Source organism: Sandarakinorhabdus sp. (assembly GCF_031430775.1).
In the GTDB taxonomy this organism is placed as follows: domain Bacteria; phylum Pseudomonadota; class Alphaproteobacteria; order Sphingomonadales; family Sphingomonadaceae; genus Sandarakinorhabdus.
Genome location: NZ_JANPCD010000006.1, coordinates 1 through 17,811, shown reverse-complemented (window position 1 = coordinate 17,811; position 17,811 = coordinate 1). Strand labels below are relative to the sequence as shown.

Annotated in this window: 20 protein-coding genes; 5 read left to right on the top strand and 15 right to left on the bottom strand. The window is 66.0% G+C overall.

All coding sequences use genetic code 11. From position 1 onward, the window contains the following. The 3 genes from RMQ73_RS00305 to RMQ73_RS00295 form a co-directional block, all read right to left on the bottom strand. Positions 1–248 (bottom strand): AAA family ATPase (locus RMQ73_RS00305; protein ID WP_409049809.1); only part of this gene is annotated, 248 nt, incomplete at its 3' end. Further along, positions 235–1,455, bottom strand: coding sequence for a hypothetical protein (locus tag RMQ73_RS00300; protein ID WP_310495958.1), 1,221 nt, complete (start codon positions 1,453–1,455; stop codon positions 235–237). The genes RMQ73_RS00305 and RMQ73_RS00300, both read right to left, overlap by 14 nt. Continuing rightward, entirely contained in the window at positions 1,452–2,069 is a 618-nt protein-coding gene (locus tag RMQ73_RS00295) for a DUF4129 domain-containing protein (RefSeq protein WP_310495957.1), read from the bottom strand. The genes RMQ73_RS00300 and RMQ73_RS00295 overlap by 4 nt, the downstream gene beginning before the upstream one ends. Before the next feature lie 97 nt (positions 2,070–2,166). Here RMQ73_RS00295 and RMQ73_RS00290 point away from each other — a divergent pair, with 97 nt between their 5' ends. Beyond that, complete coding sequence (locus tag RMQ73_RS00290) at positions 2,167–2,910, top strand: hypothetical protein (RefSeq protein WP_310495956.1); 744 nt, start codon at positions 2,167–2,169, stop codon at positions 2,908–2,910. Here the strand turns inward: RMQ73_RS00290 and RMQ73_RS00285 are convergent. From RMQ73_RS00285 to modA, 3 genes are read right to left on the bottom strand one after another with little or no spacing between them, the layout of a single operon-like run. Further along, a complete protein-coding gene (locus tag RMQ73_RS00285; RefSeq protein ID WP_310495955.1) occupies positions 2,907–3,596 on the bottom strand; it encodes an ATP-binding cassette domain-containing protein in 690 nt (229 codons plus the stop codon). The genes RMQ73_RS00290 and RMQ73_RS00285 overlap by 4 nt on opposite strands. Positions 3,597–3,615: 19 nt before the next feature. Then, the gene (modB, locus tag RMQ73_RS00280; protein ID WP_310495954.1) at positions 3,616–4,281 is read right to left on the bottom strand and encodes a molybdate ABC transporter permease subunit; all 666 of its coding nucleotides are present in this window, start codon (positions 4,279–4,281) and stop codon (positions 3,616–3,618) included. After that, positions 4,278–5,057, bottom strand: coding sequence for a molybdate ABC transporter substrate-binding protein (gene modA / locus RMQ73_RS00275; RefSeq protein WP_310495953.1), 780 nt, complete (start codon positions 5,055–5,057; stop codon positions 4,278–4,280). The genes modB and modA overlap by 4 nt, the downstream gene beginning before the upstream one ends. Positions 5,058–5,185: 128 nt before the next feature. Between modA and RMQ73_RS00270 the strand changes: the two genes are divergently transcribed. Further along, positions 5,186–6,319 carry an aminotransferase class I/II-fold pyridoxal phosphate-dependent enzyme gene (locus RMQ73_RS00270; protein ID WP_310495952.1) on the top strand — a complete coding sequence of 378 codons (1,134 nt, stop codon included), beginning with the start codon at positions 5,186–5,188 and terminating at the stop codon, positions 6,317–6,319. On the opposite strand, the gene RMQ73_RS00265 is transcribed toward RMQ73_RS00270, so the two are convergent. The 3 genes from RMQ73_RS00265 to RMQ73_RS00255 all read right to left on the bottom strand — a co-directional run bounded on the left by RMQ73_RS00265 (position 6,316) and on the right by RMQ73_RS00255 (position 9,206). After that, the gene (locus tag RMQ73_RS00265; protein WP_310495950.1) at positions 6,316–6,978 is read right to left on the bottom strand and encodes a DsbA family oxidoreductase; all 663 of its coding nucleotides are present in this window, start codon (positions 6,976–6,978) and stop codon (positions 6,316–6,318) included. The two genes, RMQ73_RS00270 and RMQ73_RS00265, sit on opposite strands and share 4 nt — an antisense overlap. A gap of 16 nt (positions 6,979–6,994) precedes the next feature. Beyond that, positions 6,995–7,816, bottom strand: coding sequence for a GNAT family N-acyltransferase (locus RMQ73_RS00260; protein ID WP_310495949.1), 822 nt, complete (start codon positions 7,814–7,816; stop codon positions 6,995–6,997). 67 nt (positions 7,817–7,883) lie between these two features. Next, complete coding sequence (locus RMQ73_RS00255; protein ID WP_310495948.1) at positions 7,884–9,206, bottom strand: AmpG family muropeptide MFS transporter; 1,323 nt, start codon at positions 9,204–9,206, stop codon at positions 7,884–7,886. Positions 9,207–9,309: 103 nt separating this feature from the next. Between RMQ73_RS00255 and RMQ73_RS00250 the strand changes: the two genes are divergently transcribed. The 3 genes from RMQ73_RS00250 (at position 9,310) to RMQ73_RS00240 (ending at position 12,485) form a co-directional block, all read left to right on the top strand. Next, a complete protein-coding gene (locus RMQ73_RS00250; RefSeq protein WP_310495947.1) occupies positions 9,310–10,473 on the top strand; it encodes an aromatic ring-hydroxylating dioxygenase subunit alpha in 1,164 nt (387 codons plus the stop codon). Positions 10,474–10,590: 117 nt separating this feature from the next. After that, a complete protein-coding gene (locus RMQ73_RS00245; protein ID WP_310495946.1) occupies positions 10,591–11,778 on the top strand; it encodes a toxic anion resistance protein in 1,188 nt (395 codons plus the stop codon). Further along, positions 11,778–12,485: a hypothetical protein gene (locus RMQ73_RS00240; RefSeq protein WP_310495945.1), complete on the top strand. Its 708-nt coding sequence runs from the start codon at positions 11,778–11,780 to the stop codon at positions 12,483–12,485. Before RMQ73_RS00245 ends, RMQ73_RS00240 begins: the two co-directional genes overlap by 1 nt. A 6-nt stretch (positions 12,486–12,491) precedes the next feature. On the opposite strand, the gene dapE is transcribed toward RMQ73_RS00240, so the two are convergent. From dapE to RMQ73_RS00210, 6 genes are all read right to left on the bottom strand, one after another. Next, a complete protein-coding gene (gene dapE / locus RMQ73_RS00235) occupies positions 12,492–13,631 on the bottom strand; it encodes a succinyl-diaminopimelate desuccinylase (RefSeq protein ID WP_310495944.1) in 1,140 nt (379 codons plus the stop codon). Beyond that, entirely contained in the window at positions 13,631–14,341 is a 711-nt protein-coding gene (locus RMQ73_RS00230; RefSeq protein WP_310495943.1) for a DUF1499 domain-containing protein, read from the bottom strand. The genes dapE and RMQ73_RS00230 overlap by 1 nt, the downstream gene beginning before the upstream one ends. Further along, a complete protein-coding gene (locus RMQ73_RS00225; RefSeq protein ID WP_310495942.1) occupies positions 14,338–15,009 on the bottom strand; it encodes a glutathione S-transferase in 672 nt (223 codons plus the stop codon). The genes RMQ73_RS00230 and RMQ73_RS00225 overlap by 4 nt, the downstream gene beginning before the upstream one ends. Positions 15,010–15,031: 22 nt before the next feature. Next, positions 15,032–16,648 (bottom strand): M28 family metallopeptidase, encoded by a 1,617-nt coding sequence (locus RMQ73_RS00220; protein ID WP_310495941.1) that lies wholly within the window; start codon positions 16,646–16,648, stop codon positions 15,032–15,034. A 93-nt stretch (positions 16,649–16,741) separates the two neighbouring features. After that, positions 16,742–17,395: a ribosome biogenesis GTP-binding protein YihA/YsxC gene (gene yihA / locus RMQ73_RS00215; protein ID WP_310495940.1), complete on the bottom strand. Its 654-nt coding sequence runs from the start codon at positions 17,393–17,395 to the stop codon at positions 16,742–16,744. Then, on the bottom strand, positions 17,392–17,811 hold a 420-nt coding region (locus RMQ73_RS00210; protein WP_310495939.1), incomplete at its 5' end, for a YidC/Oxa1 family membrane protein insertase. The genes yihA and RMQ73_RS00210, both read right to left, overlap by 4 nt.

Sequence of the window (17,811 nt, the reverse complement as noted above, 5' to 3'; positions counted from 1 at the left end):
AGGTCGGGCGTGAACTGGATGCGGCCGAAATCCAGGCCGGTGGCGCGGGCAAAACATTGCGCGAGGAAGGTCTTTGCCACCCCTGGCGGTCCTTCGAGCAGCACATGCCCGCCAGCCAGCAGCGCCACTGTGAGCAGGCGCACAGCCTGGTCCTGGCCGATGATCGCCTTGCCAACCTCGGCAGCGATGGCGGCGCCCAGTTGCTGTGCGCCCATATGGTCACCGTCGTGAGTTTCAGCGTCGTGCATGGCTTTGTCTCTCTTCCCAATCATAGAGCGCCTGTGCCGCAGCCAGGGCCGCGCCCGGACCGCGTGCCGCCAGCGCGTCGTTCGTCAAGATGTCATGGCCGTCGCCCAGCCGCGCCTGTTGCTGCGCCATGCTCAAGCCTGCCGGCAGCCGCGCACGCAGGGCCGCGCGTTCGAGCACTTGCCCGGCATAGCGCGCCGCAGCCGCCGCTTCCTGCCCGGCCACGCGCACCAGATCGGCGGCGTTGTCGATGAGGGTGCGGGCACCATGGTCCAGCGCCGGCGCCTCGTCCTGCTCGCGGCCAAAGCGCGGCAAGGCAGACAGCGCCGCCAGCAACGCGGCAAACAACAAGCACAGGGTCACGCCCAGGAACGGCGGTTCAAGCGCCAGCCGGCCAAGGCTGCGGCCGCCGGCGCCAAAGCCGTTCAATGTCACGTCAAAGACGATGTCGCCCGCGTCCGACCCGTCTGCCAGCCAGCGCAGGATGGCAACGGCCGCGCGCGCATCGGCGATATTCCTGATGCCATGGTTGGAGATGATGTCGGGGTCGGCAAGGACATACAGGCCGGGCTGCAGTTCGCCCAGCACCACGGCGCCGAACTGGTCGGCAAGCACAGGCTTGATGCCCTTGCCGGCGATGCTGTGCAGGTTGCCGGGCGCAATGACCGACATGGTCGCGTCCTGCCCGGAAGGGCCGGGGACCGGAATTGACGGCGCGTACAAACGCCCCGAAGTGCCATTGGCCTGTGTCACGCGGGTGCCGGCACCGGGCGTCCAGCGGCGCAGCGGAGCCAGCGATGCGGCGCCGTCCAGCGTGCCGGTGCGCCAGACCCAACCGGGCTTGTCCTGCTGCGCCGCCGTCACCCATTTGGGCAACACGACAAGCGTCACTGTCCCCATCGGGCGGTCGGCAATCAGCTTGGCCACAGCCTTGGGGTCGCTGCCCGGCGCCGGGGTGAGTACCAAAAGGCCGGCGCGATAATCGGTTTGCGCCCTGCGAGAGACGGTCACCTCCTCGCCCGAGGCGCGCAGCAGGGTGACAATCGCGGCATTGCCCGTTGCACTTTGCGACAGGGCATGGCCACCGCCGTCGCGGCCATTGCCGAGATCGCCGGCAAAGGTCGACAGCAGCGCATAGGCGACAAACGCCAGCACGCCGAACACCGCCAACGCCAGCGGCGCACGCGGGCCAAAGGGGGTCTTGTTCATCGTCCGCCTGCCCCGCCGCCAACTGCAACGCTGGCATAGGCAAGGCGGCTTGAGGTCCAATCGTCGTGGTTGGCGGGTGCGGCGGCAAACAACCAGCGTTCGACGACATCGGCGATGGATTCAAAGGCGCTGGCCACCGGCGGCGCCAGCCCCGGCAGCCGGGCAATGTCGCGGCTGGTCAGGCTGGCGCGCATCAGGCGCGGGTCGCGCGCGGCCATATGTTCGACGGACCGCAGCAGCAGCAGATGCGCTGCCGCGCCATATTCGCCCGCCGCCGCCAGCGCATCGGCCTGCGCCAGCAGATCGCGCGCCGCTTGCGCCTCGGGCCGCCAGCCGTCGTCCGGTGTGGCAGGCGCCATGCTGCGCCGCTGCCAGCGCTGCCACAATGTCCATAACAACCGAGCAAGAAGTGCCACACCCAGCGCGATCAGCACATATTTCAGCCAGGGCGCATTGTCGAAAATCCACGCCAGCAGATCGGCCAGCCAGCGCCACGGATTTGCGGCAGCCGGGTCTGGCGCTGGCGGGTCGCTGAACTGAAACTGGACTTGGCCATCGGCAAGCAGCGCCCGGTGCGCCTCTGCCACTGCCGCATCACTGTTTTTGACTGTCACATCTGCTCCCGATACGCGCCCGTTATTGCCGCTTGTGGGCGACTCGACAAGCGGCAAGCGATCTGGAACAAGGATATTGTTACCAAAAGGACAGGCCATGGCAGACGCAAACGGCGACGGTTTCAGCATGGGCGCCGTGCTGTCGCGCACAGCCAGCAGCATCGGTCGCAACATCGCTGCGCTGGGCGCTCTGGCTGCGCTGATGCTGGCGCCGGGCTTGCTGACGGGTTATGCCTTGGATGCGCCGACGCCCGAGGCGGTTGCTGCCGGCGCCGCAACCGGGGGCTATTGGCTGGCGACCACGCTGTCCAGCCTCGTGATGTTTCTTGTGGCCTGCGCCGCGATGAAGCTGGCCGTGGCCGATGCCCGCGGCGAGGATGCTGGCCTTGTCCCGGCGCTCAAGACTGGCCTTGCCCGGTTTTTCCCGCTTCTGGTGCTCTCGCTTGTTTACTATGTGTGTTTTGCGTTCGGGCTTGTGCTGCTCATCGTGCCGGGGGTTTTCCTGATGACCATGTGGGTCCTGATCGGGCCGGTGGCGGTCGTCGAGGATGGCGGCATGATGGCCAGCTTCGGCCGCAGCCGGTTCCTGACCAAGGGTCATCGCTGGGCCGTGTTTGGCCTCATCATGATCGCCGTAGTCGCTTATGCGCTCGTGCTGGCGCCGCTCATGGTCAATATTGCGGCGTTGGCGGACATCGGATTTGCAGCGCGGCTGGCGCTCCAGACGGGCAGCGCCGCCATCACTCTGGCTGGCTGTGTCATGGTTGCGGCACTGTATATCGAACTGGTCGCCGCCAAGGAGGGTCCGGGCCAGGCCGAACTGGAACAGGTGTTCGCCTAACCGTCCAGCCAGCGCCTCACCCGGCTTGACGGGTTCGCCAGCAGCGCCTGCGCAGGCCCGGTTTCGATGCTGTGGCCGTCCACCAGAAAGCACAATGTGTCGGCGCTGGCGGCGGCTTCGGCCATGTCATGGGTGACGAACAGGATCGGCATGTCGCTGCTGGCGCGCACCTGCGCCACCAATGCCAGAAGTGCCCGGCGGACCGGACGATCAACAGCGGCAAAGGGTTCATCGAGCAGCAGGATTTCAGGATCACGGGCCAATGCACGGGCCAGCGCGACCCGGGCTTGCTGGCCGCCGGACAGTTGCGCCGGGCGCCGGTTTTCGAGGCCGGCAAGCTGCACCTGCGCCAGAAGCGCAGCGGCACGGTCACGTGCATCAGTATCGCCCGGCATGGCCTGGGCGATGTTTTCCAGCGCCGTCATGTGCGGGAACAGCGCGCCGTCCTGAAACACCATGCCGATCCGGCGCCGGCGCGTCGGCACCAGCACGCCCGCCGCGCTGTCCTGCCAGACGTGCCCGCCGACCCGCACATGCCCGGTCATGAGCATCAGCCCGGCGATGGCGCGCAGCACACTGGTCTTGCCGGCGCCCGATGCGCCCACCAGCGCCATGGTCTGGCCCGGCGCCACATCGATCGCCACATCCAGCGCCACGGCGCCGTGCGCGCGTATGGCGGCGCTCAAACCCTCAGCGGGCAACCCCTCAGCGGGCATGACGGCGGCGCCCCAGCACGAACACCAGCGCGACAGCCGCAAAGCTGATCGCCATCAACATGCCGGCCATCATGGCGGCGCCGTGATTGTCAAAGGCCTGTACCCGGTCATAAATCGACAGGGCCAGCGTGCGCGTGCGGCCCGGAATGGCGCCGCCGACCATCAGCACGACACCGAATTCGCCCAAGGTATGGGCAAAGGCCAGCACCAGCCCCGTCACCACGCCGGGCCAGGCCAGCGGCAGTTCGATCCGCCAGAAACAGCGCCAGGCGCTATGCCCGCAGGTGGCGGCGGCATCGCGCAGCGGCTGGCCCACTGCCTCGAAGGCGCGCTGCGCCGGTTGCACCGCAAACGGCAGGTTGACGATCAACGATGCCACCACCAGCCCCGAGAAACTGAACACCAGACCCTCCCCGAACAGCGCCGCCCACGCCCGTCCCGGCAACGACTGTGGGCCAAGGCCGGTGAGCAAATAGAAACCGATCACGGTCGGCGGCAGCACCAGCGGCAGGATCAGCAGCGCCTCGACCAGCGCCCGGCCCCGCCAGCGCGTCACCGCCAGCCAATGCCCCAGCGCCAGCGACACTGGCGCCAGCAGCGCGGTCGTCACCGTGCCAAGCCACAGGCTGAGCCACAGCGCAGTCCAGTCCATCATGGAAGTGCGAACCCGTGGGCGGCCAGAATGGCGCGTCCACGCGGCCCGGTGACATAGGCCGCAAAACGCTGTGCTGCTGGCCCCGCGGGCTTCATCACCACCAGCCGCTGGCGCAGCGGCGCATGCAGATTGGCGGGCAGGGGCCGGGCAATGATGACAGCGGCAATGGCCGGGTCACGGGTCAACGCTTCGGACACCACACCGGCCTGCGCCGCGCCCGATGCCACGAATTGCAGCGCCTGGCTGACATTCTCTCCGAGCACGAGCTTGGCGCTTGCGCCGGGAAGCACGCCAGTGGCGGTCAATGCCTGCACGGCGCGCTGTCCATAAGGCGCGGTCGCCGGATTGGCGATGGCCATGTGCGTAATGCGTCCCGAGGCAAGATCTGCCCTCAGCGATGCCAGATCGGCGGACAACCCGGAATCGCGCCGCACCACCAGCGCCAGCCGCCCGATGGCATAGACCTGCCCCCGTCCCCGCGTCAGACCGGCATCGGCAAGACGCAGCGCCAGGCTTTCATCAGCGGACAGGAACACATCATGCGGTGCACCTTGCTGCAATTGCTGCGCCAAGGTGCCGGATGCGCCAAAGGTCAGTGCCACGGGCCCGCCGCCGCTGCGTGTAAATTGCGCGGCAATATCGCCGAGCGCCAGCCGCAGGTCGGACGCGGCAGCCACGCGCAGCGGATTGGCCGCCAGCGGCTGCGGTTTGGCCGCCAGCGGCACGGACAGCAGCAGCAAGGCGGCGAGGCAAAGGCGGGCGGCGCGGCGGAACATGGCGGGCACCAAGCCGGGCCGGGCCGAACCTGTCAACGGCTCAGGCTCGCGACTCAGGCGCGGTTCAGGCGCCGCCCGCCCGCAATTGGCCGTGACAGGGGCGGCAAAGCCATGCCATTGCCAGCGCCATGACCGCAGCAATCGACCCGTTTCATGCCATCGCCATCAGCCGGCTGGCCCATCAGTTGCAGGCCGAAGGCCGGTCGATCATCCATATGCAGTTCGGTCAGCCTTCGACCGGCGCGCCCGCACCGGCCATCGCAGCGGCACAGGCGGTGCTGGCCAGCGACCCGATGGGGTATTGGGAATCGCCGCTGCTCAAGGCGCGTATCGCCCGGCATTACCGGGACCAATATGGGCTGGACGTTGACCCTGAACAGATCATCCTGACTTGCGGCGCCTCGCCGGCGTTCGTGATGGCGTTGTCGTGCGTGTTCCAGCCCGGCGACCGGGTGGCGCTGGCCCGGCCGGGCTATGTCGCCTATCGCAACACGCTGAAGGCGCTGCACATGGTGCCGGTGGAAATCGCCTGCGGAACGGCGGAACGGTATCAACTGACAGCGGCGGCGCTGGCCGCGATCGAACCGGCGCCGGCGGGCGTCATCACCGCCAGCCCGGCCAACCCGACCGGCACGATCATTGCCGACGCCGAACTGGCCGCCATCGCGGCCGTATGCAAGGCGCGCGGAATCCGCATCATTTCCGATGAAATCTATCACGGCATCAGCTTTGTCGGCGCGGCATCGTCGCTGCTGTCGCACGACCCGGACGCGCTGATCATCAACAGTTTTTCCAAATATTTCAGCATGGTGGCCTGGCGGCTGGGCTGGCTGCTGGTGCCGCCGGACCTGATTGATGCGGCGCGGGCGCGCATGGGCAACCTGTTCCTGACCCCGCCGTCGCTGTCGCAGCACGCCGGGCTGATTGCCATGGATTGCGCCCACGAGCTTGACGGCCATGTCGCGGCCTATGCCGCCAATCGCGCTGCGTTGCTGGCGGCGCTGCCCGGCATGGGCATCACGCGGATCGCGCCGCCTGACGGGGCGTTTTACATCTATGCCGATATTGGCCATCTGACGAACGACAGCATGGCCTTTGCTGAGAAATTGCTACGCGAAACCGGGATTGCGGCCGCGCCGGGCATTGATTTCGACCCTGTCGATGGCCACCGGTTCCTTCGGATCAGCTTTGCCGTGTCCACGCCCGAAACGCATGAGGCGATTGCAAGGCTGGGGCCATGGCTTGCCGCGCAGGCCGGCTAGACTTCGCCTGACGCGATGCGGCGGATGACTTTTTCAAACACCTCTGCCGGCTGCCCGCCCAGGATCGCATGGCGGCCATTAAAGATGATGGCCGGCACGGCATGGATATCGGCGTCGCGCCACAGCGCCTGCGCGGCCCGCACTTCGTCGGCATATCGCCCGCTGTCCAGCACGTCGCGCGCGGCGGCGCCGTCAAGGCCGGCGGCAATCGCTGCCCGCACCAGCGTTTCGGAATCGTTCAGCGGCTCGCCGCGCGTGAAATGCGCGTCGAACAGCGCCATTTTCAGGGCGTGCTGGCGTTCAAGCCCGGCACGCTCGGCCCAATGCAGCAGCCGGTGGCAATCGAAGGTGTTCCAGATCCGCGCATCAGGCCCGCCCTTGAAGGCAAAGCCCAGGTCGGCGCCCATATCGCGGATGGTGTTCCGGCTGGCAGCGGATTGTGCCGCGCTGGCGCCATATTTGCGGGCCACGTGTTCGGCGGAGTTCTCGCCTTCGGGCGCCATGCCTGGGTTGAGCTCGAACGGTTGGAAATGCAGCTGCGGCGAGACAATGTCGGTAGTGCGCGCCAGCGCCTTCTCAAGCGCCTTCAGCCCGATGACGCACCAGGGGCAGACGATGTCGGAAACGAAATCGATGCGAAGTGGGGCGGGCTGGCTCATGCCAACCAGCATATCGTCAATTTGCGGCAGCGCCAAACCGGGCGGCATAGCGGCTGGTGATGCGGTCTACCGGCATGACCACGAACACATCGACGGTATTGAACTGATAATCGACAAAGGCGCCGTCGCCGACCATGGCGCCGACGCGCAGATAACCGCGCACCAGCGGTGGCAACGCCCGCTGCGTGGCGCGCACATCGATGCTGGCGGACGGCAGCCGGTTCAGTTCAACCCGGTGCGGCGGCAGTGCGCGCGCCCGCAGTTCCGGCGGCGCCAGGTGGTTCTGGAATAGATAAGACAGCTCGGCGGCGTGCAGCATCGGGTCGGTGCCATAAAGACTGGCGCAGCCGAACAGATGCCCGATGCCATGGCGCGACAAATAGCTGGCGATGCCGCGCCACAACAGGCTGATGGTGGCGCTGGTACGGAACGCCGGCGCGACGCAGCTGCGGCCAAGTTCGAGCAATTGCGCGCCGGGGCGCGATTGCGCCAGCAGCGGGGCAAGGTCGAATTCGCCAGCGGAATAGAACCCCCGGTGCGCTTCGGCCACGTCCTGGCGGAGCAGGCGATAGGTGCCGACAACCTGCGGCCGACCGGGGCCGGCATGGTCGATGACCAGCAGATGGTCGCACAGCGCGTCATAATCATCAGCGTCGGTGCCGCTGGCCCGCGCAGCATCGCCGGCATGGGCGCCCATTTCCTCGTAGAACACCTGATAGCGAAGCCGTTGGGCAGCCGCGATTTCGCCGCTACCCTGTGCCAGCCGCACCTCAAGATCGCCGGCACGGTGCCAAAGCGGCGCGGCGGCTGTGAGGGGATGCTGCAGGGCGATGGTCATCGGCGCTCTCCGGTCGGGCAATTTCTTTGCCTTAGACCGTGCATGTGACAGGCCGGTGCCATTGCGGTTACGGCTTTGTTTCAACCACCCCGTCCTCGACCTCGTCCTGCACCAGGCCAGCGCGCATCAGCCACCAGAACAGTGCAATGCCGGGCAGCGCCAGAACTGTGGTGAGCAGGTAGAAATCGACATAGCCAAGCGCCTCGATCAGTGCGCCGGCACTGCCCGACGAAAAAGCGCGGCCGGCGATGGCGGCAGCCGACGACAGCAGCGCGAACTGCGTGGCGGTAAAGCGGCGGTCGCACAGCAACGCCAGCCAGGCGCCGATGGTGACGCCGCCAATGCCGCTGGCGAGGTTTTCAAAGCCCTGCGTGGCCGCCAGCGCCCAGACATCATGGCCCACGAACGCCAGCCCGGCATACACCAGGTTGCTCACGCCCATCAGCACAAGGCTGAGCAGCACCGAGCCGGTCAGGCCCATGCGCTTGTAGAGCAGGCCGCCGAGGAACACGCCGCCCAGGTAGCCGAACAGGCCGAGCGACACATCGTAGAATGCCACTTCGTCCTTGGTGAATCCGAGGTCATTGTAGAACAGGCGCACCGAAAGCTGGCAGACGGTGTCGCCGATCTTGTGGAGCAGCACGAACAGCAGCACCAGCCAGGCGCCGCGCCGGGTCATGAAATCTGCCAGCGGCGCAGCAATCGAATCGCGCAGCGCCGCCCTGATGCCGGGGCCGCTGGGGGTGACCGCCGGGCGCGCCGGCTCGCCGAGCCACAGCGCGGCGACCAGCGCAGGCAGAAACAGCAACGGCGCCGCCAGATAGGCCAGGCTCCAGCCGGCGCGCGTGGCGATGACCAGCGCGCCGGCGCCGGCCAGATAGCTGCCCATGCGCCAGCCATATTGCGTCATGCCCGACCCGGCGCCCATCTGGTCGGCGCGCAGCCATTCGATGCGGATGGCATCGATGACGATATCCAGCGTGGCACCGGAAAAGCCCACCGCCACGGCGGCAAAAGCAAATATCGCCAGATCGGCGGAGGGATCGAGCGCGCCCAGCCAGATGATCGAAGCTGTGGCCATCATCATGCCGACCAGCAGCCAGGCCCGGCGCTGCCCCAGCAGCGTAGCCAGCAACGGCACCCGGCCCCGGTCGATCAGCGGCGCCCATAGCGGCTTGAAGCTGTAGACCAGCAGCGCCAGGCCGAACGCCGTCACCGATTTCTTGTCGATGCCGCTTTCCGCCAGCCGCGTCGTCAGAGTCGACGCGATCATGGCATAGGGCAGGCCCGATGCCATGCCGAGCGCCAGCGCGCCCAGCGGCGCCGGTTCGAAAAATGGCTTGATGGCGCCCAGCATATTGGGGGCGGAGGCACTGCGGGTGTCGGTCATCCGCGCACATTAAACACGCCGGCGCCGCTGTCACGCCCCCCTCCCCCAGTCCTGCGCAAAGCGGCTGTTTCCTTGGGGGCCGATTTGGGCATATCATCAGGCGATGGATATTCATGTGCCCTTCCGCCAGCCCACCCCCGGTCAGCTTGCCTTGGCACGCGGGATTGCCGCCGCAGCACAGCAGCCCACCCCTGCGGTGACCAGCACCATCGCGGCCAGCAATTACACCTGCGCCGATCACTTCGCCCGCGAAATGACGCTGCTGTTCAAGCGCCAGCCGGTGGTGATCGCGCCGTCCGCGTTGCTGCCGCAGCCGAACATGGCAGTGCCGCATGATGGCTTCGGCCTGCCGTTGCTGATTGCTCGCGACGGCACGGGCGCGGCTCGTGTGTTCCTTAACGTCTGCCGGCATCGCGGCACGCGGCTGGTGGAGGGCTGTGACGTGCAATCCGGCCCGGCGCTGGTCTGCCCCTATCACGCCTGGAGCTATGGCACCGATGGCCGGCTAAGGGGCCTGCCGCGCCCAGAAAGCTTTCCGGCGCTGGACAAGACGCAGCGCGGGCTGGTCGAAATGCCCAGCGTCGAGGCTGGCGGGCTGATCTGGGTGGGGCTGGACCGCGAGGCACCTGCGGATTTTTCCTTGGCAGCAGGGCCGCTCGCCGATGATTTTGCTGCGCTCGATTTCGGCGGCCAGCATCTTTACGCCCGCCGCACGCATGACGTCGCCTCCAACTGGAAGCTGATCATGGATGCATTCCTTGAAAGTTATCATGTCGTGCGGCTGCACGCCAAGACCATTGCGCCGTTCTTTCAGGACGGCGTGACGACCGGCGATTCCATCGGGCCGCACGCGCGATCGGCCGTCGGACGGCTGGCGGCGCTGGACGGCATGGATCTGGACGACATGCGCGATATCCGCCGCGCCGTGACCTTCACCTATACGCTCACGCCGGCGACGGTGATCATCGCCAGCCCCGATTACATCAACATCATGGTCATCATGCCCCAGACGGTAGACCGCACGCTGGTGGAGGATTTCATGCTGATCCCCGCCCCGCCTGCCGATGACAAGGCCGAGCGGCACTGGGCAAAAAGCTGGGCGCTGCTGGATGGCGGCGTGTTTGCGGGCGAGGATTTCCGCGCCGCCGCGCTGGGCCAGCAGGGTCTTTCGTCGGGCGCCGTCGACCATGTGCTGCTCGGCGGGCTGGAGCAGGGCGTCAAGCGGTTCCACGATACCATTGCCGGATTGATGGCCCGAACCGCGTGATTTGCCGCACTGGCGCTGCAAATTCCTGCCACACCCCTTGCAATAGCGTTTTGCAACCCTAACACAGTAGGAACACGCCTCAGGCTTTGCTAGAAGGGCGTCCAGGAAGGAACAATCATGGCCGACGAGACTGCGATCAAACTTGAACCCCCGGTAGCGGTCAGCGCCATCGCGCCGTCAAGGGCTGCCGGGCTGGTGCCGCTGGCGGATGCCCAGAAGACGGCGCTCGATGCCCGTGTCGACAGTTTCATCGACGATCTCATCGCCACTGATGCCGCCAGCCCCGAATTCGGCAAGAAGGTCGATGCGCTGGCCAATCTTGGCTCGACCGAAATCGCCCGCGCCGCTGCCCAGTCCAACCGGTTCCTGGAACGTCCGGCCCGTGCCATGGACAAGGAAGCCGGCATCGGCGCCGATCTGGTGCAATTGCGCCGCATCGTCGAGGATCTGGACCCCGGCAAGAAAGGCAAGCTGACGGGGCGCAAGAAATTGTTCGGCCTGATCCCGTTCGGCGGCGACCGGCTGCGGTCCTATTTCGACAGCTACAAGTCGGCGCAGGGCAATATCAACGCCATCCTGGGCGCGTTGAAAAGCGGCAAGGACGAATTGCTCAAGGATAACATCAGCATCGAGGATGAACGCGCCAAGCTGTGGGACGCGATGGGCAAGCTGGAACAGATGGTCCACATGTCCAAGACGCTGGATGGCAAGCTGGAGGAGCGGGCGATTTCGCTCGATGTCAGCGAGCCTGCCAAGGCCAAGGCCATCCGCGAGACTGCGCTGTTCTATGTGCGGCAGCGCACCACCGATCTGCTGACACAGCTTGCCGTCAGCGTTCAGGGCTATCTGGCGCTGGATCTGGTCAAGAAGAACAATGTCGAGCTGATGAAGGGCGTTGACCGGGCCTCGACCACGACCGTCAGCGCGCTGCGCACCGCCATCACGGTTGCCGAGGCGATGACCAACCAGAAACTGGTGCTGGCGCAGATCACGCAGCTCAACACCACCACGGCGGGCATCATCGATTCGACCGGGGAACTGCTCAAGCAGAACACCGCAACCATCCATGAACAGGCATCTTCGGCGACGATCCCGGTGGAAACGCTGCAACGCGCCTTCCAGAATGTCTATCAGACCATGGACGCCATCGACACCTACAAGCTCAAGGCGCTGGAATCGATGAAGACGACGGTTGATACGCTGTCGGTCGAAGTCGAAAAGAGCCGGGCCTATGTTGCCCGCGCCCAGGGCCAGGCCCAATCGCAGGCCGAAAATCGCGCTTCGCCGCTGGAGGCCCTGCCCTGATGGCCAGCGACCGTCCGTTCGACGCTGACGAGGCCCGCCGCACGCGGCTCGCCCGCGGTGAAGCCATGCAGCGCGCCCGCGCCCGCCGCTGGGAACGCCGCAAGGAGCGCGTTGCGCAGCGGCTGACCCGCGCCGGCGGCACCGGGCTTGCCGTGATCATCGCGCTGATTGTCTATGGCTTTGTCATTGGTCCCATCGGCATCGGCGGTCTGCTGCTGTCGGTGTTGCTGGGCCTTGTCGCCATGACGCTGGCCTTTGGATGGTCGATGCCCGAAGCGGATGCGGGCGCGCTCGACACCGCGCCGCCTGCCGAACTGCCGGCCATTGCCGATGCCTGGCTCGATCGGCAACGCCGGCAATTGCCCCGCCTCGCGGCGCCGCAGATCGATGCCATCGCCGGTCGGCTGGCGACGCTGGAAACGCAGCTGGCGCATGTTCGCCCCGACGATCCGGTGGCACAGGACATATCGCGGTTGCTGGCCAAGCATCTGCCCGAACTGGTAGGCCATTACACCCGCGTGCCGGCCGAACAGCGTGTCCGCACCATAGAGGAAGATGGCCGCACGCTGGATGCCAGCCTTGTCGAAGGCCTGAAGGCCGTCGAAACCGAACTTGGCCGCGCATCGGAAACGCTGGCAGCGTCGGACCGTGATGCGTTTCGCATCCAGGGCAAGTTCCTGGAAGCGCGCTACAAGGACGAGCAGTAGGGCTTTTCAGCCGAACACGCGGTTAAGCACGCCTTCGTAAATGTCTGTCAGCACCGACAGATCGGCGATGGCGACATGCTCGTCCACCTTGTGCATGCTGCTGCCCGGCAAGCCGAATTCCACGACGGGGCACAAGCGGCGGATGAAGCGCGCATCAGACGTGCCGCCGCTGGTGGACAGCTCTGGCGTGCGGCCGGTCACATCATGGACGGCGCCGGCAACCAGGCTGGCAAGCGAGCCGGGGCCGGTCAGGAACGCCTCGCCTGATATCCGCGCCACCAGCTTGTGCGACGGCGCATGGCGGGTGACGACGTCCTTTAGCCATTGTTCCAGTTCGGCGCCCCGGTGCAGGTCATTGAAGCGGATGGACAGCCGGGCGAGAGCCTGTGCCGGGATCATGTTGGTGGCAGGATTTCCGACGGTGAGGTCGGTTATTTCAAGATTGGACGGCTGGAACCAGTCAGTGCCGCTGTCGAGCGTCCGGGCCTTGAGTTCGGCCATGATCGCAACAAGTTTCGTGATCGGATTGTCGGCCCTGTCGGGGTAGGCGACATGGCCCTGCGCGCCGTTGACGGTGATCCACGCGTTCAAGGACCCGCGCCGGCCGACCTTGATGGTGTCGCCCAATATCTGCGACGTCGGCTCACCGACAAGGCAGCTATCGGGGACCAGACCCTGCGCCTCCATCCACTCCAGCATCGGCGCGGTGCCATATATGGCCGGCCCCTCCTCGTCGCCGGTGATGACGAACGACAGCCGGCCATTCAGCGGACCCCGCCCCAGCCGCCGCTGCGTGGCCACGACAAAGGCGGCAATCGCCCCCTTCATGTCGGCGGCGCCGCGCCCGACGATGAAGCCGCCTGCGACATCGGCCGCAAACGGGTCCTGGCTCCAGCCGGCAAGCTCGCCCGTGGGCACCACATCGGTATGGCCAGCAAAGGCGAAATGCGGGCCGTCCCCGCCAATGGTGGCGAACAGATTGTCCACCGGGCCATCGGGCGGGCCGCCAAAGCGCAGCCGCGTCACGGCAAAGCCAAGGCCGGTCAGCGCATCGGCCAGCACATCCTGCGCGCCGGCATCAGCGGGCGTCACACTGGGGCAACGGATCAGCGCGCGGGTCAGGTCCGCGACATCCAGAACAGCCATTATACGCCGGTCTTGCGCATTTCGGCTGCAACACGGTCGAGATAGGCGGTGATGCGATTGGCATTGACGGCCAGGTCGCCCTTGCCGACGCGCGATTTGGACCGCAAATCGACGCGCGTGCCGGTCGGCGTCGCCGTCAGCCGCACGACGATATCGTCCTTGAAGCCCCACCAGGCCACGGTATCGGTCGCTTCGATGCGGCCTGTCGCCGGGTCGCTGGCAACAACTTCCCAGCCTTGAGTGGCCGCCATGGCGATGGCGAATGCCTTGTCCGGCGTCACCGGCAAATCGAGCGGGCGCACATCGGGATAGGCGCGCGCCTGCTGCGGCGCAAAGGACGGGTCATAGGACAGCGGCGCAGCCCCTTCACCGCGCATGGCGGCGGTGATGCCGACATAGGCGGGCGGGTTGCCGACATCGGTGGTGATGTCGTTGATCGGCGGCTTGTCGCTGGCTTCGAGCAGGATCGCGCCCGGTATTGCTGCGGCGGCAAGGCCTGCCGCTGCCGCCAGAACCGTGATCGTGCCGCCGCGCCGGCGCAACAATTGCCACAAGCAATACAGCCCGCCGATTCCGGCCAATATGGCGCCGATGGCAAACATGCCCAGCGCCGGCGCCCATGGCATGATGCCGAACTTGAGCAGCGGACCGGCGGCGAGGACGAGTACGGCGGCGACGATGGTCGCGCGGCCAATGTTGGCAGGGTTCATGCGGGGACGCCTCCGGCAATGGGGTAACGATCAAAGGGATAGGTCTCGGCCTTGGCCGAATCGCGCCATTCGCGCATCCAGGGGTGACCCAGCATGGCGCGAACATAAGCCGCAGCCGTGTCGCTGACCGGCAGTCCATAGGTGTCGATGCGCGTGCAGACCGGCGCGAACATGATGTCGGCGGCACCAAAACGCCCGAACAGCCATGGCTCGGTTCCGTCGCTGCCATGTTTGCTGCGTGCCTCGCACCACAGCGCATCGATCCTCGCGACATTGGCCATGATTTCGGGCGTCGGCGCAAAGGCAGGAAAGCGTTCCTTGAGGTTCATCGGGCAGCCGGCGCGCAGCGCGCCAAAGCCCGCGTGCATTTCGGCACTGATCGCATAAGCCAATGCCCGGGCCGGCAATTCGCGCGGCCAGAAACGGTCGTGGCCGCCTTTGTCGGACAGCCACAAGATCATCGCCAGGCTGTCCCAGACCGGCACGTCATGGTCCCACAGTACCGGCACCTGCCCCGAAGGCATGTCGGCCTTGGCAGCGCCCGATTTCCATTCCGGCGTGTCCATCGGCACCAATATCGTCTCGAACGGCAGGCCTGATTGTTTGGCCGCCAGCCAGCCGCGCAGAGACCAGCTCGAATAGCTGCGATTGCCGATGATGACCTTCATGCTTGCCTCTCCCAATCCGTCCCTATTTCGCGGCACGCGGCGCCTTGGGCGCAGCCGGCGCAAAGGTCTGGCCGAAATAATCGCCCTGATACCATAGCGGCCGTTGCGAGTCGTCGGCCAGTCGGCTGGCGATCAGGAAATTGACGCGCGCGAACTTGGCGGCTGCCTGCCAATTGATCGGCAGCTTCATGTCGTCGCTGGGCTGGTGGTAATCGGTTTCGAGAAAATGCCTCCAGGCTTTGGCGCCTTCGCCGGCAAAGCCCGTCGCCAGCATCACCGCCGGAACGCCGCGCTTGACCATCGTGTAATGGTCCGACCGCACGAATATGGCCTCCTCCGGCATCGGATCTGCCGACAGGGTGACGCCCGCCTGCGCCGCCGCGCTGGCGATGACATTGCCCATGGTGGTGTGATCGGCACCAAACGCGATGACATCAGTGAAATCATACAGCAGCAGCGGCATGTCGAGATCGACGACGCCGACGATTTTCTGCACCGGTATGCCGGGATCATCTGCATAGGCCTCGGCACCCAGCAGGCCCTTTTCCTCGCCCGTATTGGCAATGAACAGCACTGACCGCTTTGGCGGGGGGCTGGCCGCAAAGGCGCGGGCCGCTTCCAGCATCACGGCCACACCCGACGCATTATCCAGCGCGCCATTGTTGATCTTGTCGCCCTTCTTGCTGGCGCTGATGCCGATATGGTCGAGATGGGCCATGATAACGACATACTCGTCCTTCAGCACCGGATCTCTGCCGGGCAGCAGGCCGATGACCTCGGGGCTGGTGATGCGGCTGTGCACGCTCTGTGCCTTGATGCGGGCGCGCCCGGGCAGGGCAAAGCCGCGCGGGCGACCTCCGGCGCTATCAGCCTGCGCCAGCACGTCGGCGAGCGGCCGGCGCGCATCGGCAAACAGCATTTCGGCTGCGGAAGGGCTGAGCTGAACTGCGCCTTGCAGGGCGGCACCCTCGACATGCGGCGTGCCGTCCTTTGCCACCCATGTCATGCTTGGCTCGTTCGCCGTCTCGAGCCGGCGCGGCCAGGGATACTGTTTTTGTCCCCTGAGGCCGATAAGGCCGATGAAGCCGACGGCGCCGCGCGCGGCTGCCATTTCGCCCTTTTTCGATGCCAGATGGGCCAGAACCTCGTCCGGTGGCCCCTTGGGAATGCCGCCGATGGCGACAACAATCTTGCCCTTCACGTCAAGGCCGCGATAATCGTCATGGCCATGCGCCGGGGCGTCGATGCCGAAGCCGACAAATACTAGCGGCGCCTCGATATCGGCGGCAGTGCGGATCATGTCGGCAGAGACAATGACGTCACCGGCATGCGGCAGCACGGTCTCGCCGCCCTTGCCGATCAGGGTCAACGAGGCGCTGCCGGGCACAAGACTGGTGACGGCAAGGCCGACCGGCTTGAACCAGCCATCGGACCCGGCCGGTTTCAGCCCGGCCTTTGCAAATTCGGTAGCGACGAAGCGCGCCGCGATGTCATGGCCGCGGCTGCCGGTGTCGCGTCCTTCGAGCAGGTCATCGGCCAGAAAGCCGACATCGGCGCGGATACGATCAGGGGAAAACACCGGATCGGCCATGACCGGCAGCGACGCAAGCACACAGGCAGCAAACAGCAACCGATTCATCAGACTTTCCTTAACGCGCAAGCCAGACCTGTCTAACGGCTTGCCCGGCTTTGGAAAGAGGAAAGCCAGCACCCGAACGCTGGCGCCCGAAAGCTACAGTGTCGCCGCCAGCACCGCTGCACGCAATTCGGCAATGCCTTCACCGGTTTCGGCGCTGGTCGTCAGCACCTCGGGGTGGGCTGCGACATGGGTTCGGGCGATGGCGGCAACGGCGGCCAGCGTGGCAGCCAGCGCAGTGGGCTTGACCTTGTCGCCCTTGGTCAACACGACCTGATATGACACCGCCGCCTTGTCGAGCATCGTCATGATTTCCTTGTCCACGGTTTTGACACCGTGGCGGCAATCGATGAGCACCAGCACGCGTTTCAGCACGGCGCGGCCGCGCAGATAATCGAGGATCAGCGCTTTCCAGCGCGCCACCAGGTCACGCGGCGCTTCGGCATAGCCATAGCCGGGCATGTCGATCAGCCGGAACAGCACCGGCTCACCGACTTCAAAGACGTTCAATTCCTGCGTGCGTCCCGGCGTCGTCGAGGCGCGAGCCAGGCCATGACGCCCCGTCAGCGCGTTGAGCAGCGAGGATTTGCCGACGTTGCTGCGTCCGGCAAAGGCGATTTCCGGGCAGGTCGGCGCGGGCAGGAAATGCAGTTCCGGCGCCGAAAGCGTGAAGTTCACCGGGCCCGCGAACCGCTTGCGCGCGGTTTCGATCAGGTACTGGCGGGCACGTTCATCATGGTCGGTGGTCATTTGCGGCGCGCCGTTCTGGTTGTCGGCTTCGCAGGCGTGACAGGCTTGGTAACGGGCTTTGTCACCGGCTTGGCGTCGATTGTCACAGGCTCGGGCGGGGTCGCCGGCGCCGGATATTTGCGCAGCATATACCATTGCTGGCCGATCGAGACGAGGTTGTTGATCGTCCAGTACAACTGGAGACCGGCAGCAAACGGCGCCATCACGAACATGAAAACCCAGGGCATGATCGCGAACACCTGCTGCTGCACAGGGTCGAGCGGGGTCGGGTTCATGCGCTGTTGCAGCCACATTGTGATGCCGAGCAGGATCGGCAGCACGCCCAGCGCAATAAAGGCCGGCGGCGACCAGGGAATGAGGCCGAACAGGTTGAGCGGCGTCAACGGATCGGGTGCCGACAGATCCTTGATCCACAG